General features: G+C 59.8%; 14 protein-coding genes. 9 read left to right on the top strand and 5 right to left on the bottom strand.

What is annotated here, in order from left to right; translation table 11 throughout:
- Window positions 1–20 precede the first annotated feature (20 nt).
- Window positions 21–566 carry a recombinase family protein gene (locus DMR_RS17400; protein WP_015862353.1) on the bottom strand — a complete coding sequence of 182 codons (546 nt, stop codon included), beginning with the start codon at window positions 564–566 and terminating at the stop codon, window positions 21–23.
- Between the two features lie 360 nt (window positions 567–926).
- Between DMR_RS17400 and DMR_RS17405 the strand changes: the two genes are divergently transcribed.
- The 7 genes from DMR_RS17405 to chrA are packed head-to-tail and all read left to right on the top strand — an operon-like array spanning window position 927 to window position 10,178.
- A complete protein-coding gene (locus DMR_RS17405; protein ID WP_015862354.1) occupies window positions 927–1,883 on the top strand; it encodes a chromate resistance protein ChrB domain-containing protein in 957 nt (318 codons plus the stop codon).
- A 15-nt stretch (window positions 1,884–1,898) separates the two neighbouring features.
- Window positions 1,899–2,450, top strand: a complete 552-nt coding sequence (locus DMR_RS17410; RefSeq protein WP_015862355.1) for a ferredoxin domain-containing protein — start codon at window positions 1,899–1,901, stop codon at window positions 2,448–2,450.
- Window positions 2,451–2,503: 53 nt separating this feature from the next.
- Window positions 2,504–3,691 (top strand): MFS transporter, encoded by a 1,188-nt coding sequence (locus DMR_RS17415; protein WP_015862356.1) that lies wholly within the window; start codon window positions 2,504–2,506, stop codon window positions 3,689–3,691.
- Between the two features lies 1 nt (window position 3,692).
- Window positions 3,693–4,265 (top strand): HDIG domain-containing metalloprotein, encoded by a 573-nt coding sequence (locus tag DMR_RS17420; protein WP_015862357.1) that lies wholly within the window; start codon window positions 3,693–3,695, stop codon window positions 4,263–4,265.
- Complete coding sequence (locus DMR_RS17425; protein WP_015862358.1) at window positions 4,246–5,403, top strand: MFS transporter; 1,158 nt, start codon at window positions 4,246–4,248, stop codon at window positions 5,401–5,403. The genes DMR_RS17420 and DMR_RS17425 overlap by 20 nt, the downstream gene beginning before the upstream one ends.
- Window positions 5,404–5,421: 18 nt before the next feature.
- Window positions 5,422–8,868 (top strand): PEP/pyruvate-binding domain-containing protein, encoded by a 3,447-nt coding sequence (locus DMR_RS17430; protein WP_052279011.1) that lies wholly within the window; start codon window positions 5,422–5,424, stop codon window positions 8,866–8,868.
- Window positions 8,869–8,885: 17 nt separating this feature from the next.
- Window positions 8,886–10,178: a chromate efflux transporter gene (chrA, locus tag DMR_RS17435; RefSeq protein WP_015862360.1), complete on the top strand. Its 1,293-nt coding sequence runs from the start codon at window positions 8,886–8,888 to the stop codon at window positions 10,176–10,178.
- Between the two features lie 341 nt (window positions 10,179–10,519).
- Here the strand turns inward: chrA and DMR_RS17440 are convergent, their stop codons facing one another.
- A complete protein-coding gene (locus tag DMR_RS17440) occupies window positions 10,520–10,993 on the bottom strand; it encodes a periplasmic heavy metal sensor (RefSeq protein WP_015862361.1) in 474 nt (157 codons plus the stop codon).
- A gap of 405 nt (window positions 10,994–11,398) precedes the next feature.
- On the opposite strand from DMR_RS17440, the gene arsM reads away from it, so the two are divergent.
- Window positions 11,399–12,238: an arsenite methyltransferase gene (gene arsM / locus DMR_RS17445; protein WP_015862362.1), complete on the top strand. Its 840-nt coding sequence runs from the start codon at window positions 11,399–11,401 to the stop codon at window positions 12,236–12,238.
- Here the strand turns inward: arsM and DMR_RS25810 are convergent.
- The gene (locus DMR_RS25810; protein WP_148208504.1) at window positions 12,164–12,661 is read right to left on the bottom strand and encodes an IS5 family transposase; all 498 of its coding nucleotides are present in this window, start codon (window positions 12,659–12,661) and stop codon (window positions 12,164–12,166) included. The two genes, arsM and DMR_RS25810, sit on opposite strands and share 75 nt — an antisense overlap.
- Entirely contained in the window at window positions 12,633–12,998 is a 366-nt protein-coding gene (locus DMR_RS23855) for a transposase (protein WP_015862364.1), read from the bottom strand. The genes DMR_RS25810 and DMR_RS23855 overlap by 29 nt, the downstream gene beginning before the upstream one ends.
- A 120-nt stretch (window positions 12,999–13,118) precedes the next feature.
- Here DMR_RS23855 and DMR_RS17450 point away from each other — a divergent pair, with 120 nt between their 5' ends.
- Entirely contained in the window at window positions 13,119–13,688 is a 570-nt protein-coding gene (locus DMR_RS17450) for a sigma-70 family RNA polymerase sigma factor (protein ID WP_015862365.1), read from the top strand.
- Between the two features lie 145 nt (window positions 13,689–13,833).
- On the opposite strand, the gene DMR_RS17455 is transcribed toward DMR_RS17450, so the two are convergent.
- Complete coding sequence (locus DMR_RS17455) at window positions 13,834–14,262, bottom strand: universal stress protein (RefSeq protein ID WP_015862366.1); 429 nt, start codon at window positions 14,260–14,262, stop codon at window positions 13,834–13,836.
- Between the last annotated feature and the right edge of the window lie 5 nt (window positions 14,263–14,267).

The following is a 14,267-nucleotide window of genomic DNA, read 5'->3' on the forward strand; positions in this document are numbered from 1 at the left end:
GTTACGTTTGCCTGAAAATTCTAAAGTTGCGCCAGACGACGGAGAAAGGTGGCTCGACTGATGCCTGCGGCCCGGGCCGCTGCGGCTTTGGAATGGCCTTCAGCCAGGAGGCGTTGGGCAAGCTCGACCTTGGCGTCGTCGACCTTGGGTCTACCAGGCATGTTGCCCTTGGCCCTGGCCACGGCCAAGCCATCACGAGTTCGCTCGGCAAGAAGGCTGCGTTCAAAGTCAGCCAGTGCGGCAAAAACATGAAAGATCAAGGAACCGGCTGCCGACGTGGTGTCAAGTTGCTCTTCCAGGGATTTGAAACCCACCTTGAGAGACTTAAGGCGGTCCATGATCTCTAGGAGTTCCCGCATGGAGCGCCCCAAGCGATCAAGACGTACCACACAGAGGGCATCCCCCTCTCGCGCAAAGGCCATCATTTCGGCCAAGCCCGGACGGTCGAAGCGCTTTCCACTCATGACATCCTGGTAGACACGCTCAGCTCCAGCTTGTTTTAAACGTATAATCTGGGAGCTAAGGTCTTGCTTGTCAGTGCTAACTCTTGCGTATCCAATTATCATTTACCTTTCTCTATAGTTTTGCATGAATTTGATCTTTTCAAACTACCCATCAGATATTTCAATTGGCAGTGAAGTATTAATGCTTCTTGTTGCAGAGCGTATATATCTATTCACTTCTTCACCTCAATAGCGAGGGTCCGGGCGTGAAGTTCTGACGACATCGCCTCAAAAACGGTCGTTTTTGCGCCGACATCGAAGCGACCCACACACGATGGCTTTTGGATGTGTCAAAAACGTATCAAAACTGTAGCTATGCTTCAAAAATCAGTCAACCCTTTTTGAGACATTCCGGGTCACTTAAAGGACAATGGCCACAAATCAGGGCTTGACATTGGATATATATGTATCAAATATGTTCTCATGAAGAACAACAAATGGCTTGTCCTTTCCTTCTCCCTCCCGGCAAAAAGCCAGGCCATCCGCGTCAAGGTCTGGCGACGGCTTCAGGCCATCGGCGCTATCCAGGCCAAGAACTCCCTCTATGTCCTGCCTGCCAGCGTGGCCCATACGGAACACTTCACCTGGCTGGCCAAAGAGGTCGAGGAGGCGGAAGGCGAAGCGCTCTTTTTCGAAACCGAAGCCATCCGCTATCTGGACGATCAGGCCATCATGGACGCCTTCGCCCGGGAGCGCGACGCCGAGTACGCCGGCCTGGACGAGGAACTGCACGCAGCCCTGGCCCTGGCCAGAGGCAAAGACCTCGCATCGCTTGACCGAGAGCTGCTTTCGACGCGCCGCAAATGCGGCAGACGGTTGGAAGCCATCCGTTCCCGCGACTTTTTCCCCAGCGGCAAAGGGACCAGGACCGCCGCTCTGCTCCACGAGCTCTCCGCGCTCCTGGATGGCCGCGACACTGACACCGCGCCCGCCATCACCACCCTTCGCCGGGAAGACTATGTCGGCAAGACCTGGATCACCAGGCAGCGGCCTTACGTGGATCGGCTGGCGACGATCTGGGCGGTCAAACGCTTTATCGACCCGGATGCCCGCCTCGTCTTCGTGGCCCACGACGCCAAAGTGGACAAAAACCAGGACGCGGTCTGGTTCGACATGCCCGAGACCGAGTTCACCCATCGTGGCGGGCGTATCACCTTTGAAGTCGTGATCGCCTCATTCGAGCTTGCTCAAGAAGTTCCCGCCGGCCTTGTCGCCACGCTTCGAGCCATCGACCTTGAGGAAATGGACACGGCCCCGGCCGAGGCCGCCGGCCTCAAACGCCTCCTGGACGGCTTGCTTGCGACGCTGCGGGACGACGAGCAGCTCGTCGCGGCCGCGCTGCCGCTTTTTGATGCCCTGTCGGCAACCTACAAACCATAACAAGGAGATACCGCCGTGAAAGAAACCGCCATTCAAGTCGCGCAGCTCATGGCCGCTTCCGCCCGGACCGCACCGAAGGCCGGGGGGAAGGACTTCCTGGAAATAGCCGTCATCACCCTGGACGACGACCTCAAAAAAATTGCCGCCGCCATGCGGGACTACGCTCCCAAAAGCACCAACGAAGCGTTCTGGTTGCGGGACGCGTCCAACATCGAGAACTGTCAGGCCCTGGTCCTTGTCGGACTGGGGAAGTCCCTGGGAGCCGGCTATGACTGCGGAGCCTGCGGCATTGCCACCTGCGCGGAATTCCTCAAGCACCGGCAGACGACGGAAAAAGACATGGGCTACAGCGGCCCCCATTGCGTCATGCGCATGATGGATATCGGCGCGGCCCTGGTCTCCGCCGCCAAGACCGCAAGCCTGCTCAATCTGGACAATCGCGTCCAGCAGCGGGTGGGCGCGGCCGCCCGTGCCCTGGGCTACATCAAGGCCGAGGTGGCCATGGGCATCCCCGTGGGCTTTTACGGCAAATCCATCTTCTTCGACCGGGCCGCCCCCAAACACTAGACCCAGGACCGGGGGAGGCTCGTCGGGCTTCCCCCATCCCGCTGAGGATACGCATGTCCGCATTCAACAATCTGTGCACGGTGGGCTTTCTGGCCCGTTTTTCCTACGCTTTGGCCCGCAATCCAGTTCTGCCGCTCTTTGCCCTGTTTCTGGGCGCGGGGCCGGAGGCCATCGGCCTTGCCGTCGGCATTTCCACGGTGACGGGCATTTTTTTCAAGCTCCCGGCGGGCGCATTGTCCGACGTGGTCGGACGACGTCGGACCATGTTGGCCGGCCTGGTGGTCTTCGGCGTGATGCCGTTTTTCTACCTGCTTATTGAATCCTACTCGGCCCTGGTCGTTGTGCGTTTCCTGCATGGCTTGGCCACGGCCATCTATGGCCCGGTGGCCATGGCCGTGGTCGCCGACGTGGCCGGCTCGCGCAAAGGCGAAATGCTCTCCTGGTTTTCTTCCGTGGGCATCATCGGCACGTTGCTTGGCGCGCCCATCGGCGGCTTCATTCTGGACGCCGGGACCAACGGTAGCCCGGTGTTGTGGCAGTTCAGGCTCGTTTTCGCCCTGAGCGCCCTGGCCGGCGTCGCGGCCATGGTCCTTGGCTTCAAGACGCTCGGCATTGAGGAAAAGGTGGAACACGGTCTGGGCTTTGGAGAGCGCTTGGCGAATTTCCGCGAAGGCATCCGCGAGGTGCTCTCGGACAAGCGCATCGTCACGACCTCTTCCATGGAGGGCGTGCAGAACATGACCATGGGAGCCCTGGAAGCCTTCCTGCCCGTCTATGCGGTCAAAGTGGCCGGCCTCAGCGAATTCCAGGCCGGCCTTTTGTGGGGGGCGCAGATCATCGTGACCATGTTTTCCAAGCCGCTCATGGGCCGCGTCTCGGACGCGCAGGGGCGCAGGCCGCTTATCGTGGCCGGGTTGGCGCTGTGCGCGGTCTCGTTCGCGGCGGTGCCGTTCATGGGCGGGTTCTGGTCGCTTCTGGCCGCAAGCCTGGTCTTCGGCCTGGGCGAAGCGCTCGTCACGTCTTCTTCCGCCGCCCTGGTCGCGGATATGTGCCGGCAGCGCCATTTCGGCTCGGCCATGGGGGCGTTCGGCACCATCTTTGACGTCGGACACGCGTCCGGCCCCATCCTGGCTGGACTTTTGGTCGGCTGGCTGGGATATCAAATAAGCTTCCCCCTCATGTCCATTGTACTCGTCGCCGCGATCCCCCTGTTCTTGAAAAATGTTCCACAGGAGGACTGATATGCATCCCGCAATCGACACGTCAGATATTGAGTTGCTGCGCGCCCAGGGCATGTCTGAGGAGGATGTTGCACACAGTGTGGCTGTGGCGGAACTGGCCTTGGAAATCACCGGGCGGTTGCCTGTTCCGTTGGACATGGAGTTGGTGTCGCGTGGAGCGCTCTTCCACGACCTGGGCAAGGTGAAGACCCACGCCATGGAACATGGACGCATTGGCGCGGAACTGGGCGAAAAGCTCGGGCTTCCGCCTGAAGTGCGCGCCGTCATGGAGAAACACATCTGGGGAGGGCTGACCGCGCCAGAGGCGCGCGAATTCGGCCTGCCCGAAAAGGACTACACCCTCCACAAGCTGGAAGAACGCGTCATTATCTATGCGGACAGGCTGGTGGACATCTTAACCGAAGGCAAAGTCCCTCTGAAGGACCCGCGCGACGCCGAGGAGCGTTTCGAGGAGATCCTCAAGGCCTACCCCAAGTACGGCAAGAACGACATCACCATGGCTCGTTATTTCGGCTACCACCGGGAGATACAGGGCCTGATCACGGCGGCGGGGGATGCGTCCCTCACCGTTTAGACTGCTGTGCGGGGCGGGATTTCTGGCCATCCTGTCCACCACCATGGCCAAGAACCCGGTACTGCCGCTGTTTGCGGCGCACCTGGGGGCCGGGCTGGAGGGCGTAGGGCTTGTGTCCGCGCTCTCACCCCTGGCCGGGGTGTTGGTGGGGATTCCCGGCGGCCTGTGCTCGGATCGTTTCGGCAGGCGGGGCATGCTGTTGGTCTCCTCGCTGATATTCGCCAGCGCGCCATTCGCGTACCTGCTGGTGTCTGGGGTGTGGGGGTTGGCCCTGGCGCGGTTTTACCATGGGCTGGCCACGGGAATCTTCATGCCGGTTGCCCAGGCGGCTGTGGCCGACGCCTTTAACGCCGCGCGCGGCGAAAAACTGGGGTCGTTTTCCTCCGCCACGCTGGCCGGCCGCTTCCTGGCCCCGATGCTTGGTGGCGCGGCGCTGAGCCTGGGATTTCCCGGCGTGTACATACTGTGTGGCCTGGCCGGGATGGGGGCCATGCTGCTGACCTGGAAGCTGCCGACGTTCGAGGGCCGTGACGAGGGGCCGCGAAAGTGCCGCTCCTCGTTACAGGACAGCCTGCGTGATCTGCTGGCCAGTCAGGGGATTCTGGCCGGGTGCCTGCTGGAGGCCGGGATACTGTTCGCCTACGGCAGCTTTGAGGCTTTTTTGCCCATAGTCTCGCAGGAGCGAGGCTATCCCGCCTGGCTGACGGGCGCGCTTTTCTCGGCCCAGGTGGTCACCGTGGCGCTGACCAGACCCTTCTTCGGGCGTTTTTCCGACCGGCATGGGCGCATGGGGCAGATGCTTTGCGGCGCGGCTCTGACCGCAGCGGCCTGCGCGGCCATCCCCTTCGCACCAGGGGTTGTGTCGCTGTTCGTGCTGTCCATGTTGCTGGGGCTCGCTTTGTCCGTGGCCACCTCCGCCACCACCGCCTATGTGGCGGACTTGAGCAGCCGGGAGAACCGGGGTGGCGCAATGGGACTCCTGGGGGCCATCATGGATGTGGGGCACAGCGCCGGCCCCCTGACGGCGGGCCTGGCCGCCGCAATTTTCGGAAGCACCGGAGCCTTCGCCGTTGGCGCGGCTGTGCTGCTGGCCGTAACGGCCTGGGTGTGGACCGTGCCTGGACCCGCAAAAAACTAACCTGACCGGGGGAACACCATGAGCTTGTTCGGTTTTCTGAAAAAAAAGAATGCCTGCCAGCTTCTCGCCGACCCGGACGACAGAACGGCCGTCAAATACCGCCACTTCAAGGCGTTGCTCGAACAAAACGATGCCGTCCTCGATGCCCTGGCGGCTCTGGAACAGACGTACTACGGCGGCGAGGTTTTCACTTCCGGGGCCGCTCGCCAGACCGTGCAGACCATTGGAGAAGCCACCGCCTGCATGGTGCGCTCCCTTGGCAGCCTGGCTCCCAATCGCCATGCCGGACTGGACGCAGCACAGCAGCGGATTCTTGCCCAGGCCCTTGCCGCCTTGGATTCCCCAGTGGAAATGGAGGGTGCGCCCCTCGTTCAAGGCCTTGAAACTGTCGCGCCGGAAAACGCGCGGCAGGTGGGAGGCAAGGCCGGGAACCTGGCCAGGGTCCACAACGCGCTCAAGTTGCCGACCCCAGACGGGTTTGTCGTCACCACGGCGGGTTTCCGTGCGTTCATGAGGCACGCCGGGCTTGACGAATATGCCAGGAAGGAACTCGAAACGATTTCCCCGCTGGATTTGCCGGAACTGGAGAACAGCTGCAAACGCATCCGGCAGGCCATCCTAGAAGCCGACCTGCCTGGCGTGCTTCTGACCGCTCTCGACGGGGCTCTGGAGACGTTGCAGCACAAGACGGCAATCCCAACGCTGCTTGCCGTCCGGTCAAGCGCGGTGGGCGAGGACGGCGCGGCGAGTTTCGCGGGTCAGTACGAGTCCGTGCTCAATGTGCCCTTCGAGCATGTCGGACAGGCCCTCAAGGAGGTCTTCGCCAGCAAGTACACTCCACGCGCGGTGCTTTACCGGCTCCGCTGGGGATTGGACGATGACGACGCGCCCATGGCTGCGCTGGTGCTGACCATGGTCGACAGCCGTGTGAGCGGCGTACTCTACACCATCGACCCCGGCGCGGACGGCGGACCGGCCATGCGCCTGGATGCGGTACTTGGTCTGGGCGACAAGCTTGTGTCCGGGGAGTCCAGGGCGGTGACGACTCGCCTCGCCCGCTCGCCTCATGGAGTCATTGCATCGTCTGATACGCCGCTATTTTCCGATGAGGTGGCGCTGGAACTGGGCAGGATGGGGATGCTTCTTGAGGAGTATTTCCAATCCCCGCAGGACGTCGAATGGTGCCTGGACGGGCAAGGCCGTCTCGTCATCGTGCAATCCAGGCCGCTGGACGCCCCGGAGGAGACGCCGGCGCAGGCGGCCACTCCGGAAAACGTCGAACTCTCAGGATTCCCCACGCTGCTCTCGGGAGGGGTCCGCGCCAGCGCGGGAGCAGCCAGCGGCCCCGTGCTCCATGTGGAAGGGGCCATCCCCGAGACCATTCCCGAGGGCGCGATCCTCGTGGCCATCAACGCCGCGCCCGAACTGGCCGCACTGCTGGACAGGGCCGGGGGGATCGTGACCGCCATGGGCGGAGCGGCGAGCCACCTTGCCTCTGTTGCGCGCGAGATGGGCATTCCCGCGATCTTCGCGGCTCCTGGCTGCAACGAATTGTTGCAGGAGGGCCAGGAGGTCACTCTGGATGCGTCCAACCTCCGGGTGCTTCAGGGGCGCGCGGATGCGCTGCTCACCATTTCCGGCAGGCCCCGTTCCCGCATGGTGGACAGCCCCATGCACCTGCGTCTGCGGGCCGCCCTGGACGTCATCTCTCCGCTCACCCTCACCGATCCGGACGCGGACACGTTTGCGCCCGCAGGCTGCAAAACGCTCCACGACATCGTCCGCTACACGCACGAAAAGGCCATGCGCGAGATGTTCGGTCTGTGCGAGAATGCCGAGGGCGCGGCCAACGTCGCCCGCCTCAAGGCCCAGATACCGCTGACGCTCTACTGCGTCGATCTGGGAGGCGGCCTGCGCGAGTTCCTGACCACCTGCGACGACATCAAACCCGAGGACCTGCGCAGCGCCCCCATGTGCGCCATCTGGCGAGGGTTCACCCATCCCGGCATCACCTGGTCGGGAGCCGTCGCCATTGACGCCCGAAGCTTCATGAGCCTCATGGCTTCTTCCGTGACCACGGAAGGCGGAGGCACTCCCGGAGGGGATTCCTACGCCCTGCTCGGTTCCGATTACATGAATCTCTCGGCCCGCTTCGGCTACCATTTCGCCAACATCGACTCGTTTTGCGGGGACGCGGACGCAAAAAATCACATCAAAGTCCGTTTTGCCGGGGGCGCGGGGACATTCTCCGGCAAATGCCTGCGGGTGACGTTTCTGGCCAAGGTTCTCGCCCGACTGGGGTTCACGGTGGATACGGCCGGCGACGTGCTGGACGCCTCCCTCAAGGGAGCGCCACGCCGGCAGACCGAGGAAACCCTTGATCAACTCGGTCGTTTGATGGCGGTGAGCCGTCTCCTGGACATGGCCATCACCGGGCAGTCCGAAATAGACGCCATGGCGGCGGCTTTCTTTCGGGGGGATTATGACCTGCTCGGCCAACGCCAGGAGAACCCGCTTCCGGAATTCCATCTTGCCGTAGGCGACTGGGAATGCGTGGCTGACGAAACAGGGACTAGGGTCGCCCGGCAGGACGGGACGCGCTGGGCTCCTAGTCTATCCATGAGTTTCGCTCATTTCATGGGCAGGCTCTCTGGGCAAAAATATCAGCGTTTTCTCGATACCGTTGAGGCATACTTCTATTTCCCCCTCGCCGTGGCCAAAGGTTCGGACATGGAAGACGGACGGGCAAGCCTCAAGGTGAAGCCTACGGCCGGGGCCATCGATCAGGCCGGGGGACTGGCCTTCGCCATCCGCACAGCCGGCACATATCTCGTCCTTCGCATCAACGCCTTGGAAAACAACCTGATGCTCTTCGCGTTCAAGGACGGCCGGCGCAGCGAACTGGCAAGCGTCCACCTGCCCATTGAAACCGGCCAATGGCGTGAATTGGCGGTAGAGGTGCAGGGAAACGCCGTCACCGGATTTGTTGATGGCAAGCCCTACATCATGCACCATTTTGACTATACGCCGAGAGGTTTGGTGGGTCTGTGGTCCAAAGCGGATTCCGTCGTCGAATTCACGGACCTCCGTCGCATGGATAATCGCTCGGAACTTGCGTTCCTCTCTCATGTACCGGCAACAACGAAAACGGGAGATGTCATGGACAAGACCATTTCGCCTGCGCAGCTTCGTTCCAGAATCGAATCCGGGGAGGAAATCCTCCTGCTTGATTTGCGCAAACAGGAGGATTTCGATGCCGACCCCGTTCTTCTCCAAGGCGCTGTCAAACTCGATCCTTCCAAGGTTTCGACCTGGGAAGACCTTGTCGCGGGAAAGCCCAATACGGTTATTTATTGCGCCAGAGGAGGAAGCATCAGCCAATCGGTTCAAAAGCATTTTGAACAAAAGGGGATGACCATCCCCTACCTTGAAGGTGGACTGGCCGCCTGGAAGAATCTTGAATAGCGCCAGGACTTATTCGTATGAATACTAACGGACAATCGCTAGCCGTACCCTTGAAAGAGGCCTTCCTGTACTGGTTCAAGCTCGGCTTCATCAACTTCGGCGGCCCTGCCGGGCAGATCGCCATGATGCATAAGGACATCGTGGAACGCCGTAAGTGGATGAACGAGAGCATGTTCCTGCGCGCCCTCAACTTCTGCATGCTGCTGCCCGGTCCAGAGGCGCATCAGCTGGCGGTGTACATCGGCTGGCGGCTCAATGGTTACCCAGGTGGCGTTATCGCGGGAATGTGCTTCCTGCTCCCGTCGATCATCCTGATGCTCATTCTTGCCTGGCTGGCCGCCGCCAAGGGCCAGGTCCCGGCCGTTTCCGGGATCTTCCACGGCATCTCCGCCGCCGTCGTCGCCATCGTGATTGAAGCGCTCTTCCGGCTGTCGAAGAAATCCCTGAAGCACGGCGCATTGTATGCCTTCGCGGGTGCCGCGTTCATCCTGGGCCAGTTTTTCAATGTCCCGTTCCCGGCCATCGTGCTGCTGTCCGGAATTGCCGGAACGCTGCTGGCTAAAACCCGCCCCGAGATATTCTGCCATCGATCCGCCGGGAGCAAGGAATGCATCGTGGAGGAGCCTTCGCCGGCGCGGGAGTTGCCCTCCTTGAAGCACATCATCAAGGTCGTCGGTCTTTTCGGGGCCATTTGGGGCGTGGTGGTGCTGCCTGTCCTCGCCTGGCGGGGCCTTGGCGACGCCTTGTCCGAGGTGTCCCTCTTCTTCACCAAGGCGGCTTTCGTCACCTTCGGCGGAGCCTACGCCGTGCTGGCCTACATCGCCGACAACGCCGTCGGCCTGGGTTGGCTCGCGGAGAAGGACATGCTCCTGGGGCTCGGGCTGGCGGAGACCACGCCCGGCCCGCTGATCATGGTGACGCAATTCGTCGGCTTCTTCGCCGCCTGGAACAACCCCGGCTCACTTGGGCCGTTGCAGGCTGGCGTACTGGGGGGCCTTCTCACTACGTTCGCCACCTTCCTGCCGAGCTTCATGTTCATCTTTGCGGGGGCTCCTTACATCGAGGCCATCACGTCAAACAAGAAATTCGCAGCGGCCTTGACGGGTATTTCGGCGGCCGTCGTCGGCGTGGTGCTCAAACTCGGCGTTTTCTTCGCCTGGCATACGTTCTTTCCAGCTTCCGGGTTCGATATCTTTGCCGTGGTCATCGCCCTTGGTGCCTTGGTGGCCCTGGTGCGATGGAAGCTGTCCATGCACGCCCTGGTCGGTTTGAGCGGCGTGACGGGTCTGTTGTGGCAATTGGTTCAATAACTTCAAGGAGAATGCGAATGCGGGAAAAACAGTGGTTTGCCGTTACGGTAATCCTGACGACACTTGGTGTGGGAGACGGAACTTCCCTTATGGCAAAGGAAAAACCGGCTCCAAATGCGTGGGGCGGACCCTGGCCGTAAGCAGGCCTTAGGACGGAAGCCAATATCCGATATCTTGGGCTTTCCGCCTCGTCCTCCCTGTTTCCCTTGAGAATGTCGGGGGAGAGAAGTCTTCACTAGGACAAGGGGTGGGATGATCGGTTGGGGGCCAGCAAAATGGAGGCGGATGAGGGCGGTGTGTCTGGGAGGGACCGCCGGCTCAGGAGTGTCTTTGTGTGGCTACTAAAGACCATCGCCCTGGCAGCCTGCCATCATGCCGCCGCCCATGCCGCTTCCCATACCACCGCCCATGCCGCTGCGCATTCCCCTTCCCATCCCAGGGCCGACATCCTTTGTCACCTGGGTACGAAACTGCGTTCGCTCGGACAACAGCTTGCCCTGCAAATCGCCGATCTGCTTGGACAGAGCGTCTATCTTCGCCTGATCGGGATTTTGGGGCACAGACAACGCGTTGAGTTCCGCCATGTTCACGGCAAGCACGGCCCGCAGTGACGCTGTTTTGGCAACAAATGCGTCACGAAGCTTTTGAAAGATTGCCTGCTTTTCCGGTGTTAGCTGAGACATGCCGCTCCCCATGTTGGAGCAGCCGCCCTGCCCCGCGCCAGGTCCGCCGCCGGGGCGGGCCAGGGCCAGTGAAGAAGTCATCGCCAGAACAGCCAACGCCGTCAGTGCAATATGAAACATCTTAACGCGCATGATAAAACCTTCCTTTGGATATCCGGCCGAAACCGGAGCCGTTTGGTTGTGAAGAGGCGAGCGACCAGTTCCTGCACAAATCAAGCAGCATCCGTGCCATGGCAGTTTAAGCCCAGGAATGCAGTCTATTGCGAAAGAATTAGCCACAGAGATGTCGTTGAACTGCATAGACAGTAATCATTTCGACAACTAAAAAATGGTCAGTGTATACTTTCAACGCAAATCAACTCGCGCCATCATCGCTGAATGAAGTCCGTAAATCGAAAGTAACCTGCTATTTCATACCTCATTACCGTGGTATTGACGCATAACGTTTTCCCGAAACGAAAGAAAATCTGCATCCTTTTTGATCGGATGCCGTCTTCCCCCTAAAGCCGCGTATTTTGCTGGCACAGGAGAACTCAGATGAAAGAGCCTCGCGATGTCGAGATCAGGCAATCAATCCGTACAAAATACGCCGAGACAGCCTTGTCCGGGAAGTCCGGCTGCGGCTGCGGGAGCGGATGCTGTGGCCCCCAAAGCGCCAATGCATCGGAGGAGTTGGCTCGGATGGCCGGGTATGCCACGGCGGAAGTGCAAAGCGTCCCGGAAGGGGCGAACATGGGCCTCGGCTGTGGCAATCCGCAAGCCATAGCCGCATTACGCCCGGGGGAGGTCGTCGTGGACCTGGGCAGCGGCGGGGGCTTCGACTGTTTTCTTGCGGCCAGGCAGGTGGGGGAAACCGGGCGCGTCATCGGTGTGGACATGACGCCGGAGATGGTTGAAAAAGCGAGAAGAAATGCTGTAACTGCACAATGCGGCAACGTGTCGTTTCGCCTTGGCGAGATCGAATATCTTCCGGTTCCCGACGGCATCGCCGATGTCGTGCTGTCCAACTGCGTGGTGAACCTGAGCACGGACAAGGCCCAGGTATTCCGGGAGGCCTATCGGGTACTCAAGCCCGGCGGGCGACTAGCCATAGCGGATATCGTGGCGACGGAGGAGCTCCCCGAAATGGTGCGTCGGGACATCAAGCTGCATGCTGCCTGTGTGGCCGGAGCCGAGCGAATTGTTGTCCTCGAAGCGATGATGCGGGAAGCCGGATTCAGGCAAATTTCCATTCGCCCCCGACCGGAAAGCGCAGCACTGCTTGCGGCGTGGCTTCCAGGACTTAGAGGATATCCGGCACGACTATTGCTTTGCATAAATCTTCCTGAACACGATAATTGCGCAGGCCAATTTCACAAAGGCAATGAAGGTAGATAAATAGTGGCAATATCTCGTTCGAATACCGCGAAAGCCTTTCAGCCAAGCGAATGTGCGCTCTACGACCCAGCGGCGAGCGGGATGAAGACCTTCTTGCTTCTCAATTTTTTCCTCCCCTCGGGAACGGATATGCGATTCAAACCCATATGAATACACTTCTTCATGTACACGTGGATAATCATAGCCCTTGTCCAGACATAAGTGATAGATATCGGTGCAAATATTAAACATGGAAATAAGATCACTATTATTTTCAATCGTTAAGCCAACCAGTCGACTGTCGTGAACATTTGCTCCAACGACAATGACCCCGAGGGGTGTCCCTTCTTGGTCGACATGCAAATGAATCTTTGTTCCAGAGCGTCCCCTGTCTGTTGGATTCGCTCCAAGGCCTTCAGCCGCTTCTTTTTTTTGTGCGAACAGGTGCCTGAATCAAAGAGCCGTCCATGGATTGCCAGGAAAAATGAAGACCTTGCTGAAGATGATAATTTTCCAGGCATATCTTCATCAATTGGTCAAATACTCCACGTCTCGCCCATCGGCGATAGTGCTCATGAATAGCGCTTTTTGATCCATAGCTCCTTGGGATCATACTCCACTGACATCCTGTTTTCAGACGGAAGATGATGCCGTTCATTATGTTCCGAGAGGAAATCGGAGCGCTTCCGCCAGAACGCTTTCGCTTAAACGGGTCAAGGAGCGGTTCTAATTGTGCCCATAACTCGTCCGGCAGTTCGGTAAAATCATACGGGGTACTCATGCCCAAGATTATTAAAGGAAATTAGATATTTAGCAATACCCGTGCCGGACATGCTCTTAACTTGGAAAAGATCCTTGCCTCGGCAAGCATCGAGGCGATCAAGGCTTAGGGAAGATTGTCATGCAGGACGAGCTGGAAATCATGTGGATTGCGCATCGGGATGAACTCAGGGCTTTCATCGCCCGGCGGGTGCCTTGTCAGGCTGCCGTGGACGATATCCTGCAAGACGTATTCTGCAAGACCTTATCGCATTTGGCACAAGGCCATGTTACGCAACCGCGAGGCTGGCTTTTCGCGGTTACCCGAACAACTATTGCCGACCATTACCGGAGCAGGCGTCCCACGGTCGAACTCCCGTCGTCGCTGGCCTCTGCAAGCCCTGACCCGAGTGTGGGCGCCCCCAGAGCAATGGGAGCTTGCCTGAAGCCGATGATCGACGCCTTGCCGGAGAAGATGCGAGCCCCATTGGTCATGGCCGATTATGAGGGGATGCGACAACGGGAGGTGGCCAGTCGGCTGGGCATTTCCCTGGCTGCGGTCAAGTCCCGCGTTTTGCGGGCGAGGCTGCAAATGCGACGTATGATCGAGGAGTGTTGCCAGCTGGAGTTGGATGCCCGGGGAAGCATCACGGATTTTGTCGTCAAACCGGGAGGATGTTCCCGGTGGAGTGCCGTGGGCACCGAAAACTGATACGTCAAGCCTCGTAGCATCTGGAGGTTGGGCACAAAGCAGATGCATACTCCATTCCTGACCCATGCATGATGCATGGCCAAAAAAGTGGCTGCCCCGGGGAGGACTTCGGGGCAGCCGGGTGGAGGGGTGAGACGGGATACTGTCAGCGTTTACGGGCTATCAGAACATCGCATTTGGCGTGGGCCGAAACCTTGCTGGAGACGCTGCCGAGGAGAAAGCGTTCAATGCCATGCGTTCCTCTGGAGCCAAGAACGATCAGGTCCGCGTCAAGTGTCTCGGCGGCTTCCAGGATTTTGCCCGCAGGATGCCCAAACTCCAGAATCGACTGGGCGCGTATCCCCTTGTCGGCCAGTACAGCGCAAGCCTTGTCCAAAAGCTCTTTGCATTCTTTGGCGAATGCGTTGTTTACCGTCTCGCAGTAGCCTTCCGGAAATCCCGCCGCCGAGCAACTGAGTTCCGGGATCACAGAGATGACAAACAGTTGCGCGTCGAGGGTTTGGGCCAGCCGGGCCGCACGCTCCATGGCGACTTCGGCATACTCGGAGTTGTCGTAGGCGAGCAGTATTTTCACACGAT

This window comes from Solidesulfovibrio magneticus RS-1, from assembly GCF_000010665.1.
Lineage (GTDB): Bacteria > Desulfobacterota > Desulfovibrionia > Desulfovibrionales > Desulfovibrionaceae > Solidesulfovibrio > Solidesulfovibrio magneticus.

Coding starts and splice junctions, on each gene's coding strand:
- DMR_RS17400 (WP_015862353.1), bottom strand. CDS start 566: ATGATAATTGGATACGCAAGAGTTAGCACTGACAAGCAAGACCTTAGC.
- DMR_RS17405 (WP_015862354.1), top strand. CDS start 927: ATGAAGAACAACAAATGGCTTGTCCTTTCCTTCTCCCTCCCGGCAAAA.
- DMR_RS17415 (WP_015862356.1), top strand. CDS start 2,504: ATGTCCGCATTCAACAATCTGTGCACGGTGGGCTTTCTGGCCCGTTTT.
- DMR_RS17420 (WP_015862357.1), top strand. CDS start 3,693: ATGCATCCCGCAATCGACACGTCAGATATTGAGTTGCTGCGCGCCCAG.
- DMR_RS17425 (WP_015862358.1), top strand. CDS start 4,246: ATGCGTCCCTCACCGTTTAGACTGCTGTGCGGGGCGGGATTTCTGGCC.
- DMR_RS17430 (WP_052279011.1), top strand. CDS start 5,422: ATGAGCTTGTTCGGTTTTCTGAAAAAAAAGAATGCCTGCCAGCTTCTC.
- chrA (WP_015862360.1), top strand. CDS start 8,886: ATGAATACTAACGGACAATCGCTAGCCGTACCCTTGAAAGAGGCCTTC.
- DMR_RS17440 (WP_015862361.1), bottom strand. CDS start 10,993: ATGCGCGTTAAGATGTTTCATATTGCACTGACGGCGTTGGCTGTTCTG.
- arsM (WP_015862362.1), top strand. CDS start 11,399: ATGAAAGAGCCTCGCGATGTCGAGATCAGGCAATCAATCCGTACAAAA.
- DMR_RS23855 (WP_015862364.1), bottom strand. CDS start 12,998: ATGAGTACCCCGTATGATTTTACCGAACTGCCGGACGAGTTATGGGCA.
- DMR_RS17450 (WP_015862365.1), top strand. CDS start 13,119: ATGCAGGACGAGCTGGAAATCATGTGGATTGCGCATCGGGATGAACTC.